This is a genomic window from Cupriavidus necator A5-1, assembly GCF_000744095.1.
GTDB lineage: Bacteria > Pseudomonadota > Gammaproteobacteria > Burkholderiales > Burkholderiaceae > Cupriavidus > Cupriavidus necator_A.
Genome location: NZ_JQLI01000001.1, coordinates 1,653,954 through 1,680,927, shown reverse-complemented (window position 1 = coordinate 1,680,927; position 26,974 = coordinate 1,653,954). Strand labels below are relative to the sequence as shown.

The 26,974-nt window shown below is 63.6% G+C and carries 23 protein-coding genes and 3 pseudogenes; 15 read left to right on the top strand and 11 right to left on the bottom strand.

Features of this window, described 5'->3' with window-relative positions; genetic code table 11:
- The first annotated feature begins 28 nt into the window (after positions 1–28).
- Entirely contained in the window at positions 29–1,147 is a 1,119-nt protein-coding gene (locus tag K307_RS07335; protein WP_042877321.1) for an iron-containing alcohol dehydrogenase, read from the top strand.
- Positions 1,147–2,532, top strand: coding sequence for an amidase (locus K307_RS07330; RefSeq protein WP_042877318.1), 1,386 nt, complete (start codon positions 1,147–1,149; stop codon positions 2,530–2,532). The genes K307_RS07335 and K307_RS07330 overlap by 1 nt, the downstream gene beginning before the upstream one ends.
- A 70-nt stretch (positions 2,533–2,602) precedes the next feature.
- Here K307_RS07330 and K307_RS45875 read toward each other — a convergent pair whose 3' ends face one another.
- On the bottom strand, positions 2,603–3,154 hold the full coding sequence (locus K307_RS45875) for a lecithin retinol acyltransferase family protein (RefSeq protein ID WP_080744947.1): 552 nt from the start codon (positions 3,152–3,154) through the stop codon (positions 2,603–2,605).
- A 675-nt stretch (positions 3,155–3,829) separates the two neighbouring features.
- On the opposite strand from K307_RS45875, the gene K307_RS07320 reads away from it, so the two are divergent.
- On the top strand, positions 3,830–4,330 hold the full coding sequence (locus tag K307_RS07320; RefSeq protein WP_042881572.1) for an Ohr family peroxiredoxin: 501 nt from the start codon (positions 3,830–3,832) through the stop codon (positions 4,328–4,330).
- 38 nt (positions 4,331–4,368) lie between these two features.
- Here the strand turns inward: K307_RS07320 and K307_RS07315 are convergent, their stop codons facing one another.
- Complete coding sequence (locus K307_RS07315; protein WP_042877314.1) at positions 4,369–5,391, bottom strand: LysR family transcriptional regulator; 1,023 nt, start codon at positions 5,389–5,391, stop codon at positions 4,369–4,371.
- A gap of 754 nt (positions 5,392–6,145) precedes the next feature.
- Here K307_RS07315 and K307_RS07310 point away from each other — a divergent pair.
- From K307_RS07310 to K307_RS07285, 6 genes are all read left to right on the top strand, one after another.
- A complete protein-coding gene (locus tag K307_RS07310) occupies positions 6,146–7,117 on the top strand; it encodes a GlxA family transcriptional regulator (RefSeq protein ID WP_230625577.1) in 972 nt (323 codons plus the stop codon).
- A gap of 200 nt (positions 7,118–7,317) precedes the next feature.
- On the top strand, positions 7,318–8,070 hold the full coding sequence (locus tag K307_RS07305; protein WP_042877312.1) for an SDR family oxidoreductase: 753 nt from the start codon (positions 7,318–7,320) through the stop codon (positions 8,068–8,070).
- A gap of 186 nt (positions 8,071–8,256) precedes the next feature.
- Entirely contained in the window at positions 8,257–8,736 is a 480-nt protein-coding gene (locus tag K307_RS07300; protein ID WP_042877310.1) for a carboxymuconolactone decarboxylase family protein, read from the top strand.
- A gap of 4 nt (positions 8,737–8,740) precedes the next feature.
- Positions 8,741–9,145 (top strand): cupin domain-containing protein, encoded by a 405-nt coding sequence (locus K307_RS07295; RefSeq protein WP_042877308.1) that lies wholly within the window; start codon positions 8,741–8,743, stop codon positions 9,143–9,145.
- A gap of 214 nt (positions 9,146–9,359) precedes the next feature.
- Complete coding sequence (locus K307_RS07290) at positions 9,360–10,568, top strand: NAD(P)/FAD-dependent oxidoreductase (RefSeq protein ID WP_042877306.1); 1,209 nt, start codon at positions 9,360–9,362, stop codon at positions 10,566–10,568.
- A gap of 397 nt (positions 10,569–10,965) precedes the next feature.
- Positions 10,966–11,394 (top strand): hypothetical protein, encoded by a 429-nt coding sequence (locus K307_RS07285; RefSeq protein WP_042877304.1) that lies wholly within the window; start codon positions 10,966–10,968, stop codon positions 11,392–11,394.
- A 131-nt stretch (positions 11,395–11,525) separates the two neighbouring features.
- Here the strand turns inward: K307_RS07285 and K307_RS07280 are convergent, their stop codons facing one another.
- On the bottom strand, positions 11,526–12,974 hold the full coding sequence (locus K307_RS07280; RefSeq protein WP_042877302.1) for a heavy metal sensor histidine kinase: 1,449 nt from the start codon (positions 12,972–12,974) through the stop codon (positions 11,526–11,528).
- Positions 12,971–13,642: a heavy metal response regulator transcription factor gene (locus K307_RS07275; RefSeq protein WP_042877299.1), complete on the bottom strand. Its 672-nt coding sequence runs from the start codon at positions 13,640–13,642 to the stop codon at positions 12,971–12,973. The genes K307_RS07280 and K307_RS07275 overlap by 4 nt, the downstream gene beginning before the upstream one ends.
- A gap of 167 nt (positions 13,643–13,809) precedes the next feature.
- Between K307_RS07275 and K307_RS07270 the strand changes: the two genes are divergently transcribed.
- From K307_RS07270 to K307_RS07260, 3 genes are read left to right on the top strand one after another with little or no spacing between them, the layout of a single operon-like run.
- The gene (locus tag K307_RS07270) at positions 13,810–14,472 is read left to right on the top strand and encodes a hypothetical protein (protein ID WP_042877297.1); all 663 of its coding nucleotides are present in this window, start codon (positions 13,810–13,812) and stop codon (positions 14,470–14,472) included.
- A gap of 12 nt (positions 14,473–14,484) precedes the next feature.
- Complete coding sequence (locus tag K307_RS07265; protein ID WP_042877295.1) at positions 14,485–15,132, top strand: cytochrome b/b6 domain-containing protein; 648 nt, start codon at positions 14,485–14,487, stop codon at positions 15,130–15,132.
- The gene (locus K307_RS07260; protein WP_080744946.1) at positions 15,129–15,965 is read left to right on the top strand and encodes a molybdopterin-dependent oxidoreductase; all 837 of its coding nucleotides are present in this window, start codon (positions 15,129–15,131) and stop codon (positions 15,963–15,965) included. The genes K307_RS07265 and K307_RS07260 overlap by 4 nt, the downstream gene beginning before the upstream one ends.
- Positions 15,966–16,263: 298 nt before the next feature.
- On the opposite strand, the gene K307_RS07255 is transcribed toward K307_RS07260, so the two are convergent.
- From K307_RS07255 to K307_RS07240, 4 genes are read right to left on the bottom strand one after another with little or no spacing between them, the layout of a single operon-like run.
- Positions 16,264–16,998: an MgtC/SapB family protein gene (locus K307_RS07255; RefSeq protein ID WP_042877293.1), complete on the bottom strand. Its 735-nt coding sequence runs from the start codon at positions 16,996–16,998 to the stop codon at positions 16,264–16,266.
- A gap of 11 nt (positions 16,999–17,009) precedes the next feature.
- Positions 17,010–18,374, bottom strand: a complete 1,365-nt coding sequence (locus K307_RS07250; RefSeq protein WP_230625575.1) for a TolC family outer membrane protein — start codon at positions 18,372–18,374, stop codon at positions 17,010–17,012.
- 29 nt (positions 18,375–18,403) lie between these two features.
- The gene (locus K307_RS07245; protein ID WP_042877289.1) at positions 18,404–21,457 is read right to left on the bottom strand and encodes an efflux RND transporter permease subunit; all 3,054 of its coding nucleotides are present in this window, start codon (positions 21,455–21,457) and stop codon (positions 18,404–18,406) included.
- Positions 21,454–22,455: an efflux RND transporter periplasmic adaptor subunit gene (locus tag K307_RS07240; protein ID WP_051974741.1), complete on the bottom strand. Its 1,002-nt coding sequence runs from the start codon at positions 22,453–22,455 to the stop codon at positions 21,454–21,456. Before K307_RS07240 ends, K307_RS07245 begins: the two co-directional genes overlap by 4 nt.
- A gap of 482 nt (positions 22,456–22,937) precedes the next feature.
- Here K307_RS07240 and K307_RS07235 point away from each other — a divergent pair, with 482 nt between their 5' ends.
- Positions 22,938–23,651 (top strand): TetR/AcrR family transcriptional regulator, encoded by a 714-nt coding sequence (locus K307_RS07235; RefSeq protein WP_042877284.1) that lies wholly within the window; start codon positions 22,938–22,940, stop codon positions 23,649–23,651.
- A 133-nt stretch (positions 23,652–23,784) separates the two neighbouring features.
- Here the strand turns inward: K307_RS07235 and K307_RS07230 are convergent, their stop codons facing one another.
- Positions 23,785–24,432 (bottom strand): TetR/AcrR family transcriptional regulator, encoded by a 648-nt coding sequence (locus tag K307_RS07230; RefSeq protein ID WP_051974740.1) that lies wholly within the window; start codon positions 24,430–24,432, stop codon positions 23,785–23,787.
- Between the two features lie 304 nt (positions 24,433–24,736).
- Here K307_RS07230 and K307_RS07225 point away from each other — a divergent pair.
- Positions 24,737–25,160 (top strand): annotated as a pseudogene (locus K307_RS07225) (paraquat-inducible protein A); the annotation flags it as partial.
- Positions 25,157–25,333: pseudogene (locus tag K307_RS45870) on the top strand (paraquat-inducible membrane protein A); the annotation flags it as partial. The pseudogenes K307_RS07225 and K307_RS45870, both read left to right, overlap by 4 nt.
- Before the next feature lie 229 nt (positions 25,334–25,562).
- Here K307_RS45870 and K307_RS45865 read toward each other — a convergent pair.
- Positions 25,563–25,787: pseudogene (locus K307_RS45865) on the bottom strand (SDR family oxidoreductase); the annotation flags it as partial.
- A gap of 2 nt (positions 25,788–25,789) precedes the next feature.
- Positions 25,790–26,968 carry an acetate/propionate family kinase gene (locus tag K307_RS07215; protein WP_042877280.1) on the bottom strand — a complete coding sequence of 393 codons (1,179 nt, stop codon included), beginning with the start codon at positions 26,966–26,968 and terminating at the stop codon, positions 25,790–25,792.
- Positions 26,969–26,974 lie beyond the last annotated feature (6 nt).

Below are 26,974 nucleotides of genomic sequence, written 5' to 3'. Positions count from 1 at the left end.
ACCGCAACGTCACCCTGGAGTGGAATACATGAATCAGCTGAACTGCCTGCCACAAGACGCGATCTTCTGGGGCCACGACATACTGCCGACGGCTGTCGCGTCGCTCGACCAGCACGGCATCCGCCGCCCGCTGACCTTTACCGTCGAGCCATTGCGGGACTTCCACGCGCAACACCTGCAAGCGCACGTGAAGGGAGGCCTGGGCGTCTTTACCGACCTGCCGCCGCATGCGCCGGATGTCGGGGTGCGTCGCGCGCTGGAGGCATGCCTCCATGCCGGCGCGGACTCGATCATCGCCCTGGGCGGCGGTTCCGTGATTGACGCCGCGAAGGCTGTCTCCCATCTCCACCATCAGGAGACCGGCCGCCACCTTGCCATCGCCGCCTTGCCGACCACGTTTTCGGGCTCCGAGTTCTCGCACTATTTCGGCATCACCGAGACCACGGGCCCCCAGACGTTCAAGCGAAGCTATGCCGTGCGGGAGACGGTACCGAAGGTGGTTGCCCTCGACCCGAAGCTCCTGCTCAACACCCCGCGTGAATTGCTGCTGTCCTCGGCAATCAAGGGCATTGACCATGCCGTGGAAGGCATGCGCCAGGTCACCATTGACCACCCGCACGCAATCCTGGCGGCGGCGGGCGTGGAGCGCTTCCTTGCCGTGCTGGAGAAATGGCCGCAGCAACTCGATACGCAGCGGGCGCTGCGCGAACGGCATGTCACCACCGATGACCTCCTGCAACTCCAGCTTGCCGCCTGGCAGTCCTACTTCTTTCCCGCATCGGTCATCTATGGCCTGAGCCACCGCATCGGGCACATCCTGGGTGGAACCTTTGGCCTGCCACACAGCATCACCTCCTGCATTACCCTCGCCCCGGTCCTGCGGGCCTGCGCGGAAAGCTACGGGGACAAGCTCCAGATTTTCTGCCGCGGCCGCGCCACCAGCAACGCTGCGGCACTGCTGGCCGACAGGATCTCCAATGCGGTGGAGCACCTCGGTCTTCCGCACCGCCTTCGTTCGGTGGACTTCGACCGCGCACAACTTCCGCGAGTTGCCGCTTTGCTGCAGCAAAACTATGCGAACGAAGTCGGCGATCTGGGCGACGGCAATGGCGCGACGCTCAATGGCTTCCTGGAGAGCCTGTGGTGATGGAAAAAGACTACGGACCGTCCAGCGCCTCCGCACCAGCTATGGGGCTGCGCGAGACGCTCACGAACCTCGGCAGGGGACGTACGACAGCACATGCACTGACGGAACTGGCGCTTGCCCGCGCTGAAGCCAGCAAGAAGGATTTCAATGCCTTCTCTGTCATTGACTGGGACCGCGCCCTCAAGGCTGCCGCGGAAAGCGACAGACGCTACACGGCGGACCGGCCGCGGCCGTTGGAAGGCCTGCCGGTAGCGGTCAAAGACCTGATCGATACCCGAGGCATCGAGACACGCTACGGCTCCCTGGCATACATGGGTCACGTTCCAGACGCCGACGCCGACGTTGTCAGGGCGCTCGTGGACATGGGCGCGATCATTGTCGGCAAGACCACGACCCATGAATTTGCCTGGGGGGTGACAACCTCCAGTGCCGCCTTTGGAGACACCCTGAATCCCCTGGACAAGCGGCTGATTCCGGGCGGATCCAGCGGCGGTGCCGCCGCGGCCATCGCTGCCGGCGTGGTTGCGGCTGGGCTCGGCACTGATACCGGCGGCTCGGTGCGGATTCCCGCCGCACTTTGCGGGGTCGCGGGCTTCAAGCCGACACTGGGCGCACTTTCCACGCGCGGCATCTTTCCGCTGGCGCCCTCGCTGGACCACCCGGGCATTCTCGGACAGGGCGTCGACGACATCATGGTGCTTGCCGAGGCCTTCGACATTGCCATTCCCGAAAGCGACGCCTGGCTGTCGGCGCGGCTCGGCGTCATGGAGGGCATTCCGCCGGTGCCGGCCGATACAGCGGTTTCCACGGCATTCGCCAATGCCATCGAGACACTCCGGAAGATATTCGCGTGCGAGTCCGTAGACGCCGCAGATTTGTTTGAAGGTGTCTACGACGCGTTCGCGTCCATCGTCCTGACCGAAGGCAGCATTGAACATTTCAGGAGAAACGACGAGGCCCGCATTGCCGGACACTACAGCCAGGAAACCCGGCAGCGGCTGGACCTGGCAAAAGACATGGTGATCCGGGACTACGCCGGAGCCCAGCAGACGCGGCACAGGCTGATATGCCGGCTCGAGGCGACGATGGCAACCGTGGACTATCTGGTCTTGCCTACCTGCCCATGCCTGGCACCGGCACTGGACGCCAACGCCATTGCCATCGACGGCTGGTCCGGTACGGTTCGCCAGGCACTGATGAGCTATACCGCGCCGTTCAATATCGCAGGCTTTCCTGCCATCTCCATCCCCTTGTTCTCCACCAGGGGCATGCTGCCCGCCGCCATGCAGATCGTTGCCCGCCCCGGCGACGACGGCGCGCTGCTGAGAATCGCCCTGGAAATCGAGCGCATGCTCCAGTCCGATGCCAGTCAGCAGAAAGGCTGATTCCTGTTAAGCCATCCTGCTTCCGATCATGAAGGAGCCCGCCGGAAACGTTGCATTGAGGCGGGCGGCGTCACGCCCGACGCCTTTGCGGCGTGCTTGAATACGCTGCCATCAACAGCGGTAAGCCGTGACGATGCGGACGAACGCGCCTTGCGCGATCACGGAAAGCATGGACTTTCGCCTTGGCGAGCGCAAACAGCGTCTTGATGCCTACCCATGGATTCCGTAAGCACTGGCGTACCTGCTCGCTCCGCCCGACACCTAACACACACCATGTGCAGAAGTGTTCGCAGTTGTTGGTCAGGAACTGATATTGGTCTTCGCCCAGGCGGGACTTGGCCCTCTCCACCACATCGATTCCCGCATAAACGGCATCCGGTTCAGTCTGGATTCTTAAATCCTTTCCTGCCGCGAAGGCGCGCAACGCTATGTATTCCACGGGGCGCCGTTTCGCCGAATGATCAAAGCCCCCGTAATGAATGACCTGCCCATCTCCCACATAAATGCCGTGGTGTGTGTAGCCATCCCGCTCGCTAATAAGATGGGCACCAGCTTCGATCGTGCGTTTCGTGCTGGCCAACTCTGGCGAGGTCGTGAGCCAATCAATATAAAGAGTTTCCATGGCGAGCCGCTATTCTTGAAAGCGATGTATTCAATACCGCTGGTGGACCTCATGGATAAACCCATCGGCGCTAATGACCCTTCCCCGGACTGAAGGCAAAGCGAGTGCCTCCGAGGACGTTTCTCCCCAGGAAAAGTGCTCATTGCATCACGGTTGGTTTACATTCACCCGCCGGCGCCGACGAAATGACAGTCAGGCACGGCTTCGCTGGCAAAAATGGATCGCGATTTGGAGTTGGATATTTGGTTTCAGATCAAGCCGCTAAGCGCGGCTGCCATGGCCAGCCCGACATTGGCCGCTACCAGCATGATCCAGCTTGCTAACCAGAACAGAGGTCCGAGACGAAACATGATTGCTCTCCCATAACGGACTCAACGACTCGTCAACTCACTCGGTCGAACTGCGTTGCATGTCGGCATAGTAGGTCCCGGGTCCCGGGCGGAGTAGATATGCATCAGACCACTCGCCGTTTCCGTCGCGGCAACAATGCGCACGACCATCGCCAATCGTAAATCCCACGGCTCCGCGTCATGGATACTGCGGCTTCATACGTCTTCTGGATTGGTGCAAAACCGGAAACACCGTGAGTCCTTGTCCGGCGCTACCGTCGCGAGCCGCAGCGGCCTAACATTAACTTGGGTTATCCCGAAGTCTCATCAACGTTCGAGGTGCATGATGGACAACGAGAAGCTGCAAGCTCCGCCGCTTTCCCTCCTCGACAGGTATCGGGGCCGGGATTTCGAGCCTCTGTACACAACGACTGTCACCGTTTCCGGCGGCCAGACGGGACACGGCCGTGCATCCGGCGTGGCCCGTTCGGATGACGGAAATCTGGATGTGGATCTGCGCCTGCCCACGGAACTCGGCGGACCTGGCAGCGGGACCAATCCCGAGCAGTTGTTCGCCGCGGCCTTTGCGGCCTGCTTTCACGGGGCGCTGAACTTGCTCGGAAAGCGTATCAATATGGAGCTCAACGACACCACTGTGGAGGCGGAGGTTGCGTTTGGTCGTGATCCAATGGATGGCGGCTACGCCTTGCTTATCGATGTCCGGGTCCGGATGCCGGGCGTTGAGCGAAAGGTGGCAGAAGAGCTGGTTCGAAATGCGGAGCGCCTATGCCCGTATGCAAAAATGGCCAGACAAGGGACTGTCAATATCGTGGCTGTTGTCGACTAGAGATGGATGCTGTGGCGAGAAGATGCGGATCGAAGTGGTTAGGCGCTGTCAGCTCCCTTTATGTCCTGGAAATCGCTCAGACACTGCAAATCGAGGGCGCGGATCTCCTCCGTCATGAAGTCAATGAAAACGCGAATGCGCGTTGGCAGATGTTGCCGGCTCAGGTAGCAGATATAGTGCCCGCGGTCGTCCGGAGCATGCCTCGGCAGAGCCACAACCAGCGCATTGGCCGCGATGTGGTCCCAGATCTGATATCCGGCCATCTGCGCGATGCCCCGCCCCTGCAGCACCGCCTGCAAGACCAGGTCCGAGTCGTTGAACGCGAGACGGGCCTTCGGGAGGTATTTCCGTATCTGGCCGTCGACCTTGAACTCCCATTCGAACACCCGGCCGTTCGCAAAGCGGAAGTTGATGCACTCATGCAGCCTCAGGTCTTCCAGCGTTTGCGGCAGGCCGTGCGCTTCTGCATAGGACGGCGCGGCGCAAAGCGCCATTTGCATCGGAATCAGCTGTTTGGCAATAAGGCTGGAATCCTCGATGCGGCCATTGCGGAATGCGACGTCGATCTGCTCGGAGGCAAAGTCAGTCGGCCGGTCGTCGAGCAGCAGATCGACGGCGATGTCGGGGTAGGTATCCACAAACTTTGCCAGCAAAGGCGCAACGACCTTCCTGCCGAAGCCTACCGTCGCGCTGATGCGGACCAGGCCACGTGGCGGGCCCTGGCGAAGCTCCAGCATGTCGTTCATGGCCTCCACAAGGTGCGTGACACCCTGGTGGCAGCTCTCGAAGAAGCGTTGGCCTTCGCGGGTCAGTTGCGTGGTGCGCGTAGTGCGCAGGAGCAGCCGGGTACTCAGCTGCGCTTCGAGCTTCTGGACATTCCTGCTCACGGCAGAACGGCCGATGCCGAGGCGCTCGCCGGCCTTGGCGAAGCTGCGCTCGCTGGCAACGGCCATGAACGCCATGATCCCCGCATAGCTCGCGGCAAAGCTCGTGGACAACGCATCAGCGCGATTTGGCAAACTGAGACGGAAGCCATGTTCCGATGTTTCCGATTGATCCATGTCTGGTGTTCCCACAGATTTCCGATGTTCGACCGGGTTTCCTCCGCTGCGTACGCAGCGCAGGCCGTCGCGTGCCCTCCTGATTACTAGGGCATCTCCTTGTGGGTGAATGAGCTTCAGGGACGAGGCTGTTACGCTGCAGTGCAGGATCAACCTCGACATTCGCAGCCACGGTGTTGATCGGGGCCAAGCCGAATGCCGGTTGGTTGCGCAGCTGTCAGATTGAATTAGACGAAAGGGGGGTTCGTGCTCACAGGCCGGCCTGCCGACAAACACTTCGGCAACATGCGTTCCTGGCATCTTCGCAATTGACTGACGCCGGCCCCAACCGCTCACCCACTTGCCGACGAGTCTCTGATGTTAATAACGCCCTCATGCGTCGTAAATGACAGCGTTCCCAAATTTCCTGCCAGACTGCCAGCCTCGCTCTGCACGCCTCGCGGATTGGATCGGCGATTGGTGCGCAAATGGAAACGCAGCCGCCCACCCTGCCGTCTTGACCCCTTGTATCGAGGGTATCTAGACTCGCTTCCATTACGTCCCGTCGCGACGGCGACTGCCGGCAGAGCACGATGCAGCTTGCCAGGCGCATGCCTTGATGGTGCGCGGGCAATGCACCGGATTCGATCCATGACCTCATTGTCTTCCATACTCTCTCGCCGTCCGGCGAGCGCCCGAACCGATGATGCGCGTCGGCCGGCCCGGTCCCGGCGGGGTGATTATCGCGCGACATCGCGCCATGCCGAGGCCAGTCATGCCGCGTAATATTCTCTTCGTGGTCTATCCAGATGTGAGCCTGCTCGATCTCGCTGGCCCCCAGACGGTGTTCTGGGCCGCTTCGAACTACGCGCGGGGGCGAGGCATGCCCGGCTACCGCTGCCATACCGCCAGCCTGTCCGGCGGCACGGTCGCGGCGATGGAAGGGACAACGCTGCAAACCGCGGCAATAGCATCCTTCGACATGCGAACCATCGACACGGTCGTTGTCCCGGGCTCCCCGAACATCATCGAGGTCGCGAAGAACTCCGCGTCGCTGATCGAGTGGCTGCGCACCGTTCCCCGCGAAGTCCGGCGCGTCGCCTCGGTATGCAGCGGTGCATTCCTGCTGGCCCACGCGGGATTTCTCGATGGCAAGCGCGCTACGACCCATTGGCAGATGCACGACCATTTTCGCGCACTGTTTCCCTCGGTGGACCTGGACCCCGAAGCCATCTTCGTGCAGCAACAGAATCTCTGGACCTCGGCCGGCGTCACCACCGGCATCGATCTCGCGCTTGCCATGGTGGAGGCCGACTACGGCCACGAGGTTGCGCTGAGTACAGCGAAGGAACTTGCGGTGTTCATGAAGCGGCCGGGGGCGCAGCCCCAGCTCAGCGAGATCCTCATCACGCAAAGCCGGCAGGTGCCGGTCTTCGAGACGCTGCATCTCTGGATCATCCAGAACCTGTCTAGGGAAGAGCTCTCCGTCGAGCAGCTTGCGGACCACGTAGGCATGAGCCCACGGAACTTTGCGCGGGTCTACAAGCAGAAGACCGGGCGCACGCCCGCCAAAGGCGTCGAGCATTTCAGGGTGGAAGCCGCCCGCCGATTGCTGCAGGACCAGACCCGGCCGGTCGACCAGATCGCGCGCGAGTGCGGCTTTGGCAGCGAAGAGCGGATGCGGGTGACCTTTCAAAGACACTTTGGGCTTTCTCCCAGCGAATACCGGTTGAAGGTGAATCGCTAGGTCCACGGCTCCCCGCCAGACAGCCTTACCCCATTCCTGCTCCCGCATCGACGCATCGACGACAGGCGGGCAGCTGCCCGCATCCGGATTGATGCCAAACAGGAAACACCGTGGGTTCCGAGTCGATCTGGCGCGGGGACACCGCTTTACCTACCATGGTCTCGTGGATTGTTCCACCTTCCTCAGCATGGAGACGCATCATGAAGATTGTTGTCATTGGTGGTACGGGCCTGATCGGCAAGAAGGTCGTGGCGCGACTCGCCGCACAGGGCCATGAAGTGGTCGCCGCCTCGCCGCAAACGGGCGTCAACGCCTTGACGGGCGAAGGCCTGGCGGCAGCGCTGGCCGGCGCGCAGGTCGTGGTCGATGTCGCGAACTCCCCTTCGTTTGAAGACAACGCCGTCCTGAATTTCTTCGAAACGTCGGGCCGCAATCTGGCGGCAGCCGAGAAGGAGGCGGGAGTCACCCACCATGTCGCGTTGTCCGTTGTCGGCACCGACAAGCTCTCGCAGAGCGGCTACTTCCGCGCCAAGATTGCCCAGGAGGCGCTGATCCGGAATGCCGGCATCCCCTATACGATCGTCCGCTCGACGCAGTTCCTGGAATTCCTCGGCGGCATCGCGCAATCCGCTGGGGAAGGCGGCACGGTACGACTCTCTCCCGCCATGATCCAGCCGATCGCTTCGGATGACGTCGCGCACGCCGTGGCCGACAGCGCGGTTGCCGCACCGGTCAACGGCATCGTCGAGATCGCCGGACCGGAGAAATTCCAGATGAGCGCCCTCGTGCAACGTTATCTCAAGGCGATTGGAGACTCCCGGACCGTAGCGGCCGATCCTTCTTCGCGCTACTTCGGTGCCGAGCTTCAGGAAAATACGCTCGTACCGCAAGGCAAGGCGCGCCTCGGGCGCATCGGCTTCGAGGAATGGCTGAGTCAATCGCAGCAAAAATAGTCCGGAGCCCGGCCACGGCGATGCATGACGCGGCGACTGGTGCCGATGTGACAACAGCGTGGGCACCGTGGCAGCACTACCGGCATGCCGTACCGAAGTCTAGGATTCACTCCAAGCCGTTCCTGCGGCAAGCACAGCGGCGCAGGTTCGGTGAACACCACCCCCTTCCGCTCATCAGGAGACATCATGACGCAACGCGTTAACTACTTTCAGCAATCCCCGGAACTGGTCAAGAAGCTCATGGAGCTCGCCGCGCTGTTCCAGAAGACCACCATTGAGGAGCCCATTCGCGAACTCGTCGAGATTCGCGCATCGCAGCTCAACGGCTGCGCGTTCTGCGTCGACATGCATATCAAGATGGCAAAGATCCACGGCGAGCGCGAATTGCGCCTGCACCACGTGGCGATCTGGCGCGAGTCCATGCTGTTCTCGCCGCGCGAACGCGCCGCGCTGGCCTGGACCGAGGTGCTGACCAACCTTCCCGCCCATGGCGTGCCCGACGACATCTATGAGCGCGTGCGCACCCAGTACAGCGAGAAGGAGCTGTCGGATCTCACGTTCCTCGTGGGGGCGATCAATACCTGGAACCGCCTGAACGTGGCGTTCCGCATGGTGCCCGGCTCGTCGGACAAGGCGTTCGGACTCGACAAGGCCAATCTGGAGTGATGCCATGAAGACGGTCGTTTCCATTGCAGCAACCCTGATCTTGTCGTGCCTGATGGTTGCACCGCCGGCAGTCGCCTCGACGGATGTGAGTGTCAAGCAGCTGCGCACGGAGCCGTTGCCCGAGTATCCGGGGAAGGAAGCCGAGATGATCGTCGTGGAGTACGCGCCGGGCGCCGCGGATCCCGTGCATCGCCATGACGCGCACGCCCTGGTCTATGTGCTCGAGGGCAGCATCGTCATGGGCGTCAAGGGCGGAAAGGAGGTGACGCTCAAACCGGGCGATACCTTCCACGAAGGCCCCAACGATATCCACACCGTCGGACGCAATGCCAGCAAGACGCAGCCGGCAAAGTTCGTCGTGTTCCTGATCAAGAACAAGGGCGCGCCGATCCTGACGCCGGTGAAGTAGCCGCGTCCAATCAGGCACCGGCAACGCCGGTGCCCACCATCCTGCCGGCAAGAACGGCGCCACTGCAGGTTCTTGCCGCGCCCCCTGTTTTCCAGAGTTGCGACCCATCGGTCCGCGTGTGACCCGCGGCCGGCGGCCGCCCTCTGCCAGTCGAAACCCGTTGCCGCGCCTGAGCGCGCCGGAAGTATCCCGCTGAAGAAGTGAGGTAACCACCATGAAACGAAAGATCCTGATTGTTGGCGGCGGCTTTGCCGGGCTTTGGGCAGCGCTCGGTGCGGCGCGTGTCATCGATATGGAGCGCGAAGCCGGCTCGGATGTCGAAATCACGCTGGTGTCGCCGTACCCCGAGCTTCACGTACGGCCGCGCCTGTATGAAGTCCGTCCCGAGCAGATGGCGGCGCCGTTCCTGCCGTTGCTGGATGCCGTCAACGTGAACTTCATTGAAGGCACGGTCGAGCGTATCCATTCCGCGGACCACTGCGTTGATGTCACCACGGCGGCCGGCGAGACGAAATCCGTCAACTACGACCGTCTGGTCCTGACCAGCGGCAGCCGCCTGTTCCGTCCGCCGCTGCCCGGCCTGGCCGAGCATGCATTCGCCGTGGACCAGCTCGACGACGCCGTCAAGCTGCGCAAGCACCTGGAAAGCCTGGCTTCGAAGCCGGACACCGCGGCCCGCAATACCTTCGTGGTCGTGGGCGGTGGATTTACCGGGCTGGAAGCGGCAACGGAACTGCCGGCGCACCTCCGCCCCATCCTCGGCGAAAACGTGCGCCCGCGCATCATCATCGTGGAGCGCGCGGACGCCATCGCTCCAGACCTGGGCGCCGGTCCGCTGCAAGCGGTCAGCGAGGCACTGGATCATCTCGGCATCGAAACCCGCGTAGGCGCGGGCGTGGTGTCGGTGGATGCCGGCGGTGTCGTCACCGCTACCGGCGAGCGCATCGACGCCAACACCGTCATCTGGACCGGCGGCATGGTGGCCAGCGGATTGACCGCGCAGGTATCACCGAACGTGGATCGCCAGGGCCGCATGGAAGTGACAGGCGATCTCCGCGTGAGCGGTGCGAAGGACATCTTCGGCGCGGGCGACGTGGTGCGGGCACTTACCGACGACGAGGAGCACTACTCGCTCATGTCGTGCCAGCACGCGCTGTTCATGGGGCGCTTCGCCGGCCATAACGTTGCCGCCGACCTGCTTGGCATCCCGACCATCGAGTACCGCCAGCCTTTCTATGCCACGTGCCTGGACCTGGGCGCATGGGGCGCGGTCTATACAGAAGGTTGGGACCGGCAGGTCAAGCTGACCCACGCGGAAGGCAAGGTGCGCAAGCAGTTGATCAACACGCAATGGATCTACCCGCCTGCCCCCGATCGGGAACAGGCGCTTGCGGCGGGCAATCCGCATATCAGCTACGAGTAAGGCGTTCTACTTCTTCCTGTTTGGCCGACGTCTTGCCCTCCGCGGCGTCGGTCTTTTTCTTGCCCCGTCTGGCATGCCGTTGCTCGGTAACCCGCCATTGAAAGGCCTCCTTTCTGATCCGCGCGTCATCACACGCTTGTTCGAGTGCGTGCTGGCGCGATGCAGGGTGACCGGCGCAAACGCGCGTTAGTTCCATTCCCTTTGTTCCGTTTGCGGAACAATGTATTGCTTGAATCAGGGTTTCCCCCAGGTTGTCCTCACGCGTACATTCCATGAACCGCCCGCCAGAGTTCCGGCCACGGCCCCCCCGGCAATTGCGGGCCGGAGCCAGGCAGCCGCTGCGGCCGCTTCCGGCGTGCCGTCTCCAGTCAGCAGTCAGCAGCAAAGGAGTCATAACATGAGTGCCATCCTCGAAGCCCTGTTCGCCAAGCATGTCGACAACCCCGATCACATCGTCACCGCGCTCAACCATCAGCAAATCGTTGTCGCTCTCTCGGCACTCGTCGCCGAGCAGCAGGTCGCCGTGCTCCACATGCTATATCCCCGCACCGACGCCCGCACGCACCGCAGCCTGGACGCCCTTGTCAGCGCCCTGCATGGCCACGGCCTGCACGAGGTGGCCGAACTGATCGCGCAGGAAACCCACTACCTGGCGTTCCGCGACCCGTTCAAGGCTTGGAAGGCCCTCCAGGAAATCCGCCATGATTCGCTGGCGATTGGGGTGCATCTCTTTTACAAGGGTGCGACGGGTGATGAGGCGGAGCGGGCGCTCGATAAGGATGCGCATCGGAAGGGTGAGGGCCGGTATCGCGTCTCCCGAAAGTAGGCCCGCGACCGGTAACACGAGCGGCTGACGGACGCATTCGCCGGATATAGGCGCGCACCCGCCTCGGTAAGCGAGATTAGGGCGCGCTCGACCGACTCAGGCTCGGCTGCCCCGTCTACGGCCCGCGAGAGCTACTCTCCATGCGCGCGCCTGCCCTGCTGCCCCGGCGCCGGCGGGAAATGCAGCGTGAACCGGATCAGGCCCGGCTCCGGGCAGGCAGCATCGGCCTGCCCCTTGTGCAGGCCCATGATGGCCTTGACGATGGCCAGGCCCAGGCCGCTGGACTCGGTGAGCCCGCTGCGCGCGGCATCGCCGCGGTAGAAACGGTCGAACAGCCGGCCGAGCTGGGCCGGCGGGATCGGCTCGCCACGGTTTTCCACGCAGATCAGCGTGCCGTCGGCCTGCTGCACGCCGCTCAGGCGCACCACGCTGCCCGGCGCGCCATAGCGCACCGCGTTGACGACGAGGTTGTTGATGGCGCGGCGGCACAGCAGCGGATTGGCCCAGAGCGTGCCGTCGGCCTGCACATCGAAGCGCATTCCCTTCTCGTCGGCGATCCCCTCGAAGTATTCCGCGATCTTGTGCAACTCCGACCGTAGCGGCACCGCCGACTGCTCGACGGTCAGCCGCGTGTGGTCCGCCTGCGCGAGAAACAGGATGTTCTCCGCGATATGCCCCAGCCGGCCGAGCTCCTCCAAATTGGACTCGAGCACCGCCTGGTATTCCTCCGGCTTGCGCGGCTGGCTCAGCGTCACCTGCGTCTGCCCGATCAGCGCGCCCACCGGTGTACGGATCTCGTGCGCCAGGTCGGCCGAGAACTGCGAGAGACGTTCGTAGCCTTCGCCCAGCCGGTCGAGCATGGCATTGAAGGCGCGCACCAGGCTGCGCAGCTCGGCCGGCGCCCCATGCTCGTCGAGCCGCACCGCCAGGCTGACGGGACTGATCTGCGACGCGCGCGCGGCGATGCTGCCCACCGGCCGCAACCCGCGCCGGATGGCGAGGAACGCGAGCGCGGTGGCCGCCAGCATGCCCACCAGCGTGGCCAGCAGAACGCGGTCGCGGTAGGCGGCCAGCATCTGCGCTTCGTTGTTCATCGGATGGGCCGCGATCACCTCGACCACGCTGCCGTCCTCGTTCGAGCGCGCCCGCGCCGCGGCCCAGTGGATCGGCACGCCGCTGTCGAGCTGCGTGCGCAGGATGCTGGCGGCGGTGAGGCTGGCGCCGTCCACGGGGGTCAGCGCGGCAAGCGCCAGCGGCACCGGCAGGTCGTCCGGGTTGACGTGGATGAAGGGCGGCTCGCCCGGCCTGCGGAAGACCAGCACGTCGCGCTCGGCGCCGAGCATGGTCTCGAACAGCAGCGGCCGGTCCTTGAGCTCGGAGACCGTGTAGACGCTGCGCGCCAGCCGGCGGAAATGCGTCACGCGCCCGATGAGCTGCAGGTCGGCGCGCGCTTCCATCGAGGCCCTGGCGGAGTCGTAGAAATACGCGCCCAGCGCGCCGATCACCGCGCAGGCGATCAGCGCGAACAGGAGCGTGGTGCGCGCCGCCAGCGAGTGCGGGCGCTGGAGCCAGGCGTTCACGCGCCTTCGCCGAAGGTGTAGCCGATGCTGCGCACGGTGTGGATCAGCTTCCTCTCGAACGGCTGGTCGACCTTGGCCCGCAGCCGCTTGATGGCCACGTCGACGACATTGGTGTCGCTGTCGAAGTTCATGTCCCACACCTCGGCGGCGATCAGCGTGCGCGAGAGCGCCTCGCCCTGCCGCTTGACCAGCAGGTGCAGCAGCAGGAACTCCTTGTTGGTCAGCGCGATCTCCACGCCTTGCCGCATCACCTTGCGGCGCAGGACGTCGAGCTTGAGGTCGGCGTACTCGAACACCTCCGCCTCGCGCACCACGCCGCGCCGCAGCAGCGTGCGCACGCGCAGCAGCAGCTCGACGAAGGAGAACGGCTTGACGAGATAGTCGTCGGCGCCGAGTTCGAGGCCGCGGATGCGGTCGTTGACGTGGTCGCGCGCGGTCAGGAAGATCACCGGCAGGTCGCGCTGCGCGCGCAGCGAGCGCATGATCTCCCAGCCATCGATGCCCGGCAGCATCACGTCGAGCACGACGAGGTCGTAGTGGTGCTCCAGCGCCAAGTGCAGGCCGTCCGTGCCGGTGCGCGCCAGGTCCACGGCGTAGCCGCTCTCGCGCAGGCCTTTGCGGAGATAGTCGCCGGTCTTGGGATCGTCTTCGATGACGAGGATGCTCATGATGCGGGTGGGGGACGCGGTTGAGGGACGCGGTGGGGGCAGCGGTCGAACTGCCATTCTAGCGACGGCGCCGCAGCAGGTCGATGACAGCTTTGTCATCAAAAAGTCACCAGAGCGACCCGGGTGCCATCCTAACCTCATCAGCACTTTCCCCCAGGAGAAACAACATGACCTTCGTTTCGAGCAAGCTGGCGCGCACCGTGCTGGCCGCCACCCTGCTGGCCGGCGCCGCCGTCGCCGGCGCGCCCGCTGCGCTGGCCCAGAACGCCCCGGCTGCCCCGGCCAACGCACCCGCCACTGCCCCGACCGGCGTGCGCGGCACCATCACCGCCCTCTCCGGCGACACGCTGAAGGTGCGCACGCGCGCGGGGCAGGACCTGGACGTGGCCCTCGCCAAGGACACCGCCGTGCGCGCCGTGACGCTGGCCAAGGTGGACGAGATCCAGTCCGGCAGCTACATCGGCTCGGCGGCCGTGCCGCAGGCCGACGGCTCGCTCAAGGCGCTCGAGGTGCATGTATTCCCGCCAAGCATGCGCGGCACCGGCGAGGGCCACCGCGCGTGGGACCTGGGCAAGAACAGCAGCATGACCAACGGCACCGTCGGCAGCGTGCTGGTGAGCAACGGCCGCACCATCACCGTGAAGTATCCCGAAGGCGAGAAGCGCATCGTGATCCCGGCCGACGTGCCCATTGTCAACCTCGAACCTGGCGACCGCTCGCTGCTGGTGCCAGGCACCCACGTGGTGCTGTTCGCCAGCAAGGCGGCCGACGGCGCGCTGACCGCGCGCTTCATCTCCGCCGGAAAGAATGGCGTCGTGCCACCCATGTAAGGCAGTCCCGCCATGCGCAAGCCAGACTCCCCCGCGTGCAAGCGCAGTGCCGTCGTCCATGCACTGGCGGTACGCGCCACGCACTGGATCAATGCCATTGCCATGACCTGCATGGTGATGAGCGGCTGGGCCATCTACAACGCCTCGCCGCTGTTCGGCTTCCGCTTCCCGGCGTGGGCCACGGTGGGGGGCTGGCTGGGTGGCTCGATCGCCTGGCACTTCGCCGCGATGTGGCTGCTGTGCGCCAACGGACTGCTGTACCTGGGCTACGGCATGGCCACGGGCCACTTCCGCCGCCATTTCCTGCCGCTGGGCCCCGGCGCCGTGCTGCGCGACGCGGGCCTGGCGCTGCGCCTGAGGCTGCCGCACCGCCCCGGCGCCTACAACGCGCTGCAGCGGATGATGTATGCGGCAGTGCTGCTACTGGGCGTGGCGGTGGTGGCGTCCGGGCTGTCGATCTGGAAGCCGGTGCAGCTGTACTGGCTGGCGGACCTGTTCGGCGGCTTCGATACCGCGCGCCGCGTGCACTTCTTCGCCATGGCGGGCATCGTCGGCTTCGTCGCCGTGCACCTGGCCCTGGTGATCGTGGTGCCATCCACCCTGCTGCCGATGTTCACCGGCCGCGCCCCGCGCGGCCATCGTGGAGAGGCCGAAGCATGAGCGATGCGATCCGCGAGGCGCCAGGCGTGCGCCACGATGACCTGGCCCGCGAAGCCGGCCGTGAAACCGCCAGCATCATCCAGCCCCCGCACCAGCGCCTCAGCGTGGCTGACTTCCGGCCGCAGCTCGCGCGCCTGGAGCGGCGCAATTTCCTGCGCTCCTCGCTGTCGCTGGGCGCGCTGTCCATGCTGGCCGGCTGCACGCTGCAGGACGGCGACACCGTGGACAAGGTGCTGTGGTCCATGTCGCGCTGGAACGACCGCGTGCAGGCATGGCTGTTCAACCGCAACCGGCTGGCGCCCACCTATGCGCGCGGCCAGATCACCCAGCCGTTTCCCTTCAACGCCTTCTACCAGGAGTTCGACGTACCCGAGGTGGACGGCAACGACTACCAGTTGGAAGTCTCCGGCCTGGTTGCCGACAAGCGGCCTTGGAACCTCGCGCGGCTGCGCGCGCTGCCGCAGGCGGGGCAGATCACGCGCCATATCTGCATCGAAGGCTGGAGCGCCATCGGTGAATGGCGCGGCGTGCCGCTGCGCACGTTCCTGCAGCGCATCGGCGCGGACACAACGGCGCGCTATGTCGGCTTCAAATGTGCGGACCGCTACTACTCCAGCCTCGACATGGAGACGGCGCTGCATCCGCAGACCCTCCTGGCGCTGGACTTCGGCAGCGCGCCCTTGCCCGCCAAGTACGGCTATCCGCTCAAACTGCGCGTGCCGACCAAGCTGGGCTTCAAGAATCCCAAGCACATCGCCGCCCTGTTCGTCACCAACGAGAACCCCGGCGGCTACTGGGAAGACCAGGGCTACAACTGGTTCAGCGGGGTCTAGCGGGATCTGGCGCGACCTGGCTGGCTCTGGGCCCCTGTTCAGCTGTTCCATAACCTACGCCTGAAATCTAGCTGCTCATCGGCGGTTTTGCCGGCGTCTCGTTGGCTAGTGTTGCACGAGCGAACGGTTATGACCGGACTTTGCGTTCGATGAAGTGCTGGCTGCCCACACAGAAGCCTCTCGCGCAGCACGGGTCCGTGGTCCATGGCCTGCCGACGATCGCGTATTCAAGCCCTCGCCAATCCGGCCGAGGGCGCGTCTTATCCCGGCAAGATTTCGGTGTGTTCGCTTACCCGGCTCAACTGCGCACCGGTACGATGCTGAACCGGGAGACACCCTGGGTCGCAGCGATTTCGGCCGCCAGTGCTGCCGGCGATAGCGCGCGCGACTTTTCCGGCGCGACCAGGCTGACTCGCCACAGGGCCTGGTTGTCGGCAAACGTGATGGTCAGGCTGTCGTGCAGCACGCGGTAGCCGCGGGACTTTGCCCTGTCGATCAGTAGATCGAAGTCAGGCACTTCTCCGGGCTGGAAAGTCAGCGATAGATCAAGCGTCATGCGGCGCGGAAGCCTGGCCTCCAGCCGGTGCAACAGGGACATGGAGGCCACACAGAGCACGGCGAGCAGCAACCCGGCGGCATAAAAACCAACGCCCAGCAACACGCCTATGGCCGAGGCAGCCCAGATCGATGCCGCGGTCGTGAGGCCGCGGATGCTCATGCCGTCCTTCATGATGACCCCCGCGCAAAGGAAGCCGCTGCCGGTGACGACTCCCTGGACGATATGGGTCGGGTCTGCCTGGGCGTGCGCTGAAACACCGCCGTACCACAGCGCCGGGTAGCCGACGAACACAGTCAATGCCGTCGACGCCATGCAGACGAGGCCATAAGTGCGCATGCCGGCGGCGCGGCCGTTGTATGAGCGCTCGTAGCCAACCAGCATGCCGAGCAGCAGCGCGCCCACCATGTTCAGCCCGATGAAGGCGTTGGCGGCAAGAAAGCTGCCGCTCCAATAGTGCTGCAGATATCCGAGCATAGGTTTCGCGATCAGGCGGCGAGCCAGGCATTCAGCGAGCGCAAGGTGTCCTCGCTTAGTTCGCCCGCCGCGGCGGCAAGCCGCAGACGGCCAAGGAGGTAGTCCAGGCGTGCCTGAACCACGTCAAGCTCAGCGGCGAACACGCGCTGCTGCGCGTCCAGCACGTCGGGTTGCGTACGGGTCCCAACGTCCCGGCCAAGCGTCGTCGCCGCGAGCGCGCTACGCGCCGAAGTCAACGACTGCTCGAGTGCGGCGACGCGCGACACGCCCGTTTTCACCGACAGGAATCCGTCCTGCACCTTCAGGCGCACGTCCCGCCGGGCGGCGGCAACCTCCTGCTCCGCCTGGCTCTTCCTCGCAACGGATTCCCGCTCGCGCGAATCCAGTCCGCCGCCCGCGTACAGCGGAATGTTGAGCTGCAAGCCGATCGTCGCGGTTCGGGTGTTGCTGGCTGCAATCCAGGGAGCCAGGTTGCCGGTCTGCCCTTGTGCGCCATAACGTGCCACGAGCGCGACGGTCGGGCGACTGCTGACGCGGTACTTGTCGATCTCCGCGCCGGCAATGTCGAGCTCCGACTGCCTGGTCTTGACGAGGTAGCTCTGTTCTTCACCCTTTGCCTGCCACGTCGTGAGATTGTCCGGTTCCGGCGGCCGCGGCGCGAAATTGGGTGCCAGCCCGCTGAGCTGATCGGGCGGCATGCCGACGGTTTCCTGGAATCGCGTGCGTCGTTGCTCCAGCGCAGACTGCGCCGTGACTTCGCGACTCTCCACCCCATCCAGGCGCGCCTGGGCTTCATGAAGATCGGTGATCTTGCCCTGGCCGATGTCAAAGCGCGCCTTCGCGCGGTCGCGTTGCTGCCGCAAGGCCGCCTTCTCGGCTTGCACCACACGGAGTGTTTCCTCGCCCAATACCACGCCGAAGTATGCCTCGGCCACCCGCAAGGCCAGATCCTGGCGAGACTGGTCGAATTGTGTCTGCGCCAGGTTTGATTGCTCGCGGAACTGCTTCCTCGTGGCTACCGCGGTCCTGTCGTACAGCGGCTGAACCAGCACCACGCCGGCCTGCCGCGCAGTTCCCGAACTATCGCTGGATACCAACGGCGCGACGTCGGCCGGCGGGTTGCCGGACGAACGATTGTTGATCCGGTCCAGTGTCGCCTGGAGGCTTACGCGGGGACGCAGCAAGGCGTCGCCCTGCACTGCCTTCTCCCGCCCCGCCGTGAGCGCATCATTTGCAGCGAGGCTCGTCGGATCATGCGCCAATGCCTGCTGATAGGCCGCCACGAGATCGATAGCGCCCGACTCGCCAGCGTTCAGGAAAAGCATGCAGCCCAAAGCCACCTGCCCGGCCCGCAGGGCCATACTCAATCTTTTCATCGAAATAACTCTCATCGTCACATTTGCGATCAGACGGTCGCAGGACGCTTGGCCCGGTACCAGGTCGCATACAGGGCGGGAAGGAAGACGAGGGTCAGTACCGTGGCAACGGCGAGCCCTCCCATGATTGCCCACGCCATGGGGCCCCAGAACACGGAGTGGGTAAGCGGCACCATCGCCAGAATCGCCGCCAGGGCAGTCAGTACGATGGGACGCAGCCGTCGCACCGCGGCCTCGACGATGGCCGTCCACAATGCGACACCCGCGGCCACGTCCTGATCGATCTGCACGACCAGGATCACCGAGTTGCGGATGATCATTCCAGCGAGGGCGATCACGCCCAACATGGCGACAAAACCAAATGGAATCCGGAACGCAGCCATGATGATGCTGACCCCGATCAGCCCGAGCGGCGCTGTCAGCAGGACCATCGCCATCTTTCTCATGTCCTGCAGTTGAATCATCAGCAGCAGGAGCACCGCGATGATCGTCACAGGCATCACCGCGAAAACAGAACGCTGGGCCTTTGCACTCGATTCGTAAGCGCCGCCAATCTCGATGCCATAGCCGAGCGGAAGATCCTTTTCCAGTGCGTCGAGCTTCGGCTGCAGTGCACGCGTGACGTCGGGTGCCTGCGCCCCCGCGATATCGGCGCGAACCGTCAGCGTGGGTACACGGTTACGCCGCCACAGTTCGCTGTCCTCGCTGTCAAGCGTGAGTCGGGCTACTTGCGAAACCGGTACAAACTTGCCGTCGCGCACATAGATCTTTGCGTCCTTCAGGTTGTTCAAGTCCGTGCGTTCCGCCGCGACAAGGCGCGAGACCACGTCGATGCCCTGGTCTTCCTCGCGGTACTGCGTGATCGGCGTGCCCGACAGCGAGGCCTCAAGGGCCTCTTTGATCTGGCCTGAGCTGACACCCAGTGCACGCGCCTTGTCTTGGTCGACGTCGACCTGCACACGCTTGATGCGTTCACCCCAATCCTGGTCGACCTGGCGAACGTGCGGCTGTTCACGCATGATGTTCGCCACCTGCTGCCCGATTGCACGAACCTTTGCGTTGTCCTGCCCGTACACGCGGAACTGCACCGGGTAACCGACAGGCGGACCGTTCTCCAGGTGATTGACGCGGCCCCGCACATTCGGGAATCTTCCGTCGAACAGCTTCTCGAGCTTTTCCTTTACCCGCTCCCGCGCCTCACCGCCCTTGGTCATCACCAGCATCTCGCCCAGATTCAGATTGGGCGTCTGCACATCAAGAGGCAGGTAGAATCGCGGCGCACCGTTGCCAACAAAGCTGGTCACCGCCGCAATGTCCGGATCGCCCTTGAGCAGACCTTCCAGGTTCTGGACCTCGCGCTGACTCGCCTCGAAGGTCGACGCCTTCGGCATCCACAGGTCCACAATGAGTTCAGGCCGGTCAGATGCCGGAAAGAATTGCTGGGGTATTGCCTTGAACAGCAACAGTGAGCCCATGAACGCAGCGAGCGTGATGCCGATCACCCACACGCGCTGCTTCAGGCAGAAGTCGATGAAGTGTCGGAACTTGACATAGAAGCCGCGCTGGTAGACCGCATCCTCGTCATGCGATGCGTGCGCATGCTCCTTCAACAGCTTGAAGCCGATGTAAGGTGTAAAGAGGACGGCCACGATCCAGGACAACACCAGCGAAATGCCCACCACCTGGAACAGGGAGTACACATATTCGCCCGTTCCCGACTTCGCAAAGCCGACCGGAAGAAAGCCTGCCGCAGTAATCAGCGTCCCGGTGAGCATCGGGAATGCGGTGGCCGTGTAGGCGTATGTGGCGGCGCGGAACTTGTCCCAGCCCTGCTCGAGTTTCAGCGCCATCATTTCGACGGCAATGATGGCGTCGTCCACCAACAGTCCGAGCGCAATGATCAGCGCGCCCAGCGAGATGCGTTGCAAGTCGATGCCTATCACGTACATCGCCAGGAATGTCATGGCCAGCACGAGCGGGATGCTGAGCGCGACGACCAGCCCGGTCCGCAAGCCCAGCGAGAGGAAGCTCACAACGAGCACAATGACCACCGCCTCGGCCAGACTCTTCTTGAACTCGAAAACGGAATGCTCGACGATACGTGGCTGGTCGCTGACCGCATGGATCTGCACGCCCACCGGCAGATTGGACTCGACGCGCTTTACCGCTTCGTCAAGCTTTGTGCCAAGCCGGATCACATCACCGCCCTTGCGCATGCTCACCGCAAGTCCAATCGCCTCGTTGCCGTTGAAGCGCATCCTCGAGGTGGCAGGCTCCACAAAGCCGCGACGGACGTCTGCGATATCGCCAAGGCGAAAGGTACGCTGGCCGGCACGGATGCCGATGGCGCGAATTTTCTCGACCGAGTCAAACTCGCCACTGACAGCCAACCGTACTTGTTCCGCGGTGGTTTGCACCGTCCCGCCCGATGTCACGGCATTGGTTTGTGCGAGCGTCGACGCGATCAGTGCCGGGTCGATCCCCAGCGAGGCGAGCTTGGCGGTGGAGACTTCCACATAGATCTTCTGTTCCTGCTTGCCTACGAGGTCGACCTTGTTGACGTCGCCGACACGAAGGAACTCATTACGCGCGGCGTCCGCAATCCGTCTCAGGTCGTCATAGTCGAAGCCGTCGCCCGTGATGGCATAGAGGTTACCGAAGGTGTCCCCAAACTCGTCATTGAAGAATGGGCCCTGCGTGCCCTGTGGCAAGGTATGCTGGATGTCGCCCATCTTCTTGCGGACCTGGTACCACACATCCGGCACGGCGCCCGGTGGTACGTCCTCGCGCAGGTTGACCTTGACCTGCGTTTCGCCCGGCTTCACATAGGTGGACGTATAGTCGATCTCCGCGACCTCTTGCAGCTTGCGCTCGATCTTGTCGGTGACCTGGTCGGCCATCTGCTGCGCGGAGCTTCCCGGCCAGTACGCCTGCACAACCATGGTCTTGATCGTGAACTCGGGGTCTTCCTTCTGGCCCAGGCTGCTGTAGGCCAGCACGCCGGCCACGGACAACAACAACAGCAGGAACGCGATCATCTGCTGGTGCTTCAGCGCCCATTCGGACAGGTTGATACCTTTCACTTCACCCCTCCCGCCTTGGCAACAGTTACCGCCTCGGCCACCTTCACCTGCTGGCCAGCCTGCAGCATGTGCACGCCGGCACTCACCACGGTCTCTCCGCCCGCCAGTCCCCCAACCACGATCACGCTGTCGTTCTGCGCGGCGCCCAGCTTGACTTCACGCGCGATCACCCGCGACGTCTTCGGGTCGACCACCCATACGTGGCGGCCACGTTCATGATCGACGATGGCGGTCAGCGGCACGCGGACTACGCCAGTGCCATCCACGTCGGGGGCGATGACCGACGCCGTCATGCCTAACCGCAGCAATTCCGGATCCGACTCCTGAATGGAGATGCGCGCCGAGTACGTCCGCGTGACGCTGTCCGCGTCCGGCGCAAGCTCCCGGAGCTTGCCCGTCCATGCCCTGTCCGGATGCGCCCATACCGTGATCGTCAGCGTCGGCGCCTTACGTAGTTCGTCGACTCGCGACTCCGGAATACTGATCGAGACCTCGCGTTCGCCGTCAGCCGCGACGGTGGCGACCGTCTGCCCGGCTGCAACCACTTGGCCAGCTTCCGCGTTGATTGCGCTGACCACGCCATCGCGGTCGGATACGAGCGTGGTAAATCCGCGCATGTTGGCATTCAGCTGCTGGCGCGCCAGTGCCGAACGCAGTTGTGCTTCCGCCTGGTTAAGCGCCAGCCGCTGCTGGTCCAGCTCGGCTTGCGAGGCAAAGTTCTGGGCGAGCAGTTGCTCGGTACGCTTAACGTCCACCCGCGCCTGGGCTACCCGGCCTCTTGCCGCATCAGCCTCCGCACCCGCTGCGGCTACCTGCAACGTTTCCTGCGTGGGATCGAGTTGGAACAACGGCTGGCCGCGCTTGACATGGCTCCCGACTTCCACCATGCGCGCGACGATCTTGCCGGCCGTGCGGAAGCCCAACTGACTTTCGTAACGCGCACGAATCTCGCCTGAGTAGGTCGCACCGACCGACCCGGCGGTGCGTCCGGCGACCACTGTCCGCACCGGCCTCACGTCCTTGCGTTCGGGTTCTGGACCCGGTGTACACGCGGCCAGCAGGTGCGCCGCAATGATAGTAAGAGCTGCCGCTCGAAGGTTCCCGTTCAATTTCTACCCTCCAGTAAGGTCCGTCGCTCGCCTGCGAGTCTTCAGCGATCCACGCCACCGAGCCGCTCCAGTCGGACTCGTGCTGGCGTCATTGACGGCAGGTCTGTTCGGGCTTTCGCCCTCCCGACAGCCCAAAATATACCTCATAATGACCTATGCGTCATGATGACGTATAATTTATTTTATGGGGTTGCCGGGACTACTTTGACGCCCCGGACCGCATGAGACGAAGAAAGCGCGCGCACCCGGATGGATGTGGTGCGCAACGACAATTGCTATGCGCGAAGTGATGCGGCGGACCTAGGCTGTAGACGCGGGAGGCTCCGCGCGCGGCGTTGTCAACGCATTGACCATTAGGAGAGAACAGATCAATGACCCGGATGCAGACGAGATTCGCGGCTGAAACCGAACCGCGGGAAACTCGCGACCACCGTCCGCGAGTTGCGGCAAAGCGGCGGCAGCGTATGCGCTCGCTGTTGCTGAACAGTGCGATGCGCTTGATGCTGGAGAACAGCGGCTCGACCCCGTCCATCGACGACATCATTTCGGCAGCACGGGTTTCACGCGGAACGTTCTACAAGTACTTTCCGTCGTCCGACGCGATCGTGCGGGAGCTTGTCGGGAAGATTGCTGAACAGTGGGTGCGGGCGGCCGATCCCTTTGTGCGCGGTCATGACGACCCGGCCGAGCACATCGCCAGGGGAATACGGCTGGCGTCGATACTGACGGTACACCAGCCGGGGGTGGCTGGCATCCTTGGCCGGCTCGGATGGGCGGGCTACCAGGTACCGAATATGCTGGAGTTTGTCCGCAGGGATATAGAGGAAGGCGTTCGTCGCAATCGCTTCAAGCGCATGCCGATCGCCTTGGGGTTCAATATCGTTGCCGGAGCCGCAATGAGCGCAATGCAGAGCATGCTTGAAACCGAAGGTCGCGAAGATTTTTCGGAGCTCGCCGCTGCCGTGGCATTGCGCGCCCTGGGCGTGGAGGAATCAGCGGCCGATGCGATATCCAGGTCGCCGCTGCCTGCGAGTGAGGCGCTGTTCGATGGCTTGCTCGCGGAAGCGATCAGCGATGTGCCGTAGCGCTAGCCACCGTCATTCCCGCGCAGGCGGGAATCCAGCGTCTTTCACGTCCCCTTCGGGGAAAAGACACTGGGTCCCCGCCTGCGCGGGGGCGACGAGCAAGAAGCCTTGTCGTGAATTTCGGAAACTTCTGCTAGTTGGAGGCCTCGGCCTTGGCGGCGAGCTTCCCCTGGGCCTTTTCGAGCAATGATTCCGGCGGGGCCACCAGCTTTGGCAAAGGCGCGAAGGTCAACCGTACCGCACTCGCTGCAGGCACGCCGAGCGACCGCAACACCGCCCGGACAATCCGTTCGGGATAATCCCTGGCTGTTCTTCCTTTGGCCATGCGGTGAACGGCGATCAGCCCCGCGCCGGACACCATGTCCAATGCCACGTCGGCAGAAGCCTCGTCAAACGTGCCCGTCTTCAGGCCTTCCTTGATATCCGAGGGCAGGTATTCGTAGACGGCAGCACTCTTGCTGCCGACCAAAAGCAGGCCCGTACCGGAAAGAAATTGCGCCACGACAGGATAGGAGCGCGCAAGGTGCAGGTATAAGCGAATCCCGGTTGCAACCCGCAACGCCGGGTCTTCGATATCGCCGACCACGCTCTCGATCATTTGCACCATGTCGTGACTGAGCGCGTCGCCGACAGCCGCCAGCAGATCCTCGTTAGTACGGAAGTAGTTGTAGAAGGAACCTTGCGAGACGCCAGCTGACGCGATGACTTCCGGGATCACGCTGGCTCCGACACCCCTTTGCGCAAAAACGATCATCGCGCTTTCAATGAGACGCTTGCGCATCCGTTCACGCCGTTCTGCGGCAACGCGAGGGCGATGGTCTTTGGGATCAGGATCGGCAGGCATCTTCAGCTAGAGGACCTTATGTGACGAGGCGATCATATCAATACGCCGCTACAACGCCGACGACACGGCGTACGCCATGAACGCCCTGGCGGCAGCGGCGCCCGTGCTCTTCTTATAACATATAACGCGTCATGATGAGCCTGCAGTCATTCTGTGAAAGAATACGGAACTCATGAAAGATTCCGGTGCGCGCACGCGCTGCTTGCCTCACGCAACGAGGCCGACAATTTTCCCCAGTTCGCGCATGGAGACCACGCTATGGAGCGCGGTACAGGCACTCTACGCGGACGACATGGCGCCGGTGGCGATGCTCGTGTTCGCCACGACCATCCTGTTTCCGCTGGCCGAGTTGCTGATGATGTGCTACCTGCTCGTCGCGATGGCGCAGCGGCGCACGCCACCCGGGTTCGAGCGCACCTTGCGCGGAATTTGCCGGACCCGGCCGTGGGGCATGATCGAAGTGTTCATGATCGGCGTTGCTGGTTACGGTGGTGAAGCTGTCGACCATAGCGCAGGTGGTGCCTGGCGTCGCGCTCTGGTCGTTCGGTGCGCTGGTGGTCGTACTGGCCGTCATCCTGTCGTTCGACCCGCGTGAACTCTGGCACCACCTCGAAGTGCTCGATGCAGATGACGTATCGGCCTGCTCGCGGGATGCCGCGTCATGACCGCGCCTCAGTCGCCCCACCCCACCGCCACCTCGCGCGGACTGTCGTGCCACACATGCGACCGGCTCAGTCCGATGACGCTCGAGGCCGAACCGTGTCCGCGCTGCGGCGCCGTACTGCATCATCGCAAGCCGGCCAGCCTGGCGCGCGCCTGGGCCTTCCTGCTGGCCGCCTAACTGCTGTATATCCCGGAAGGAACGTCTTTTCCGGGGCGTGATGGGTATCCACAATATTTCGTCCAACCTGATCGGCTTCGTTCGCAACCTCTGTCGAGGATTGGACACGCATACGGCTTATCTTCGCGAACAGACTGACGAGAGCAGTAAGGTCCCGGCTCACTGGTTCTTCGGTGCGAACGCGATTAGCCGCCCCTACGTGTCGCGAATTGAATCGAAGACGGCCTTCGCCAGGTTTCGATACATCGAGCGTCAAGACAATCGAAGCGCCCAATTCCCGCGCGAGCGGTTCAACGTAGGTCTTTGATTTTTCCTTAAGATACCTGACGGCGAGTTCCGCCCCAAGCTCGCGGAATGCCCGTGCACATCCATAAGCGATCGAATGCTCGTTCGCGATGCCGACGATTAATACCTTGCGGCCCGCGAACGGCTGCGCAGAAAGCTTGTCCATGCTTACCCCTCCAGCCGGTGCAGTGCGTGCCGGGCAATCATCAGTTCTTCGTTGGTCGGGATGACCCAGACATCGACAGCGCTTTGCGGATCGCTGATGCGCGGTCCGTGCTTCGCATTCGCCTGCGGGTCGAGCGAGACGCCAAGCCATGCGGCCGCACGACACACGCGCTCGCGCACGGGGGCCGCATATTCGCCGATACCCGCCGTGAAGACGATCGCATCGAGGCCGCCGAGCGCGGCCGTGAGCGAACCGATTTCGCGCGAGATCCGATAGCAGAAGAGGTCGACGGCAACGGCCGCAGCGGGCGTGTCGCTCATGAGCAGCGTGCGCATGTCGCTCGAGATGCCGGAGACGCCAAGCAACCCGGAGCGCTTGTAAAGCAGTGATTCGATCTCGCGGGAATCCATGCCGAGCTCATCCATCATGTACAGGATGACACCGGGATCCAGGTTGCCGCAGCGTGTGCCCATGGGCAGCCCGTCCACCGCAGTGAATCCCATTGTGCTGGCAACGCTCCGCCCGGCCACGAGCGCGCACATGCTGCTGCCGTTGCCCAGATGGGCAACGACGGTGCGGCCCGCGGCGGCGGTAGCGTCGACATCCGGCAGGACGCTGGCAATGTACTCGTAGGAAAGCCCATGAAACCCGTAGCGCCGAACGCCGCGCTGGGTGATCTCCGGTGGCAGCGCGAAGCGGGTCGCCACGTCGGGCTGGGTATGGTGGAACGCCGTGTCGAAGCATGCGATTTGAGGTACCACCGGGTTGCTCGCCTGGATCGACCGGATCGCCGCGAGGTTATGCGGCTGATGCAGCGGCGCGAGGGGAATGAGCGCTTCCAGTTCGGCCATCACCTTCGCGTCGACGCGTACGGGCGCCGAATAACGTTCACCACCGTGCACGACGCGATGGCCGACGGCGAGCAGCCTGGCGTCGCCTGCGTGTCCGCGTAGCCATTCCAGCAGGAATGCAATTGCCTTGTCATGGCCGAGACGTTCGCCCTCCGGCCAGCGCTTGTCGTCGATTATCTCGCCGCTTTGCCGTTTGACCTGAAAGCGCGGGTTGGTGTAGATCTCCTCAAGCTTGCCGCCGGCGATTGGGTCAAGCGCGCCGTCACTCGCCGCGAATGCATGAAACTTGATGCTGGATGACCCCGCATTGATGACCAGAATGACGTCCATGCGTGA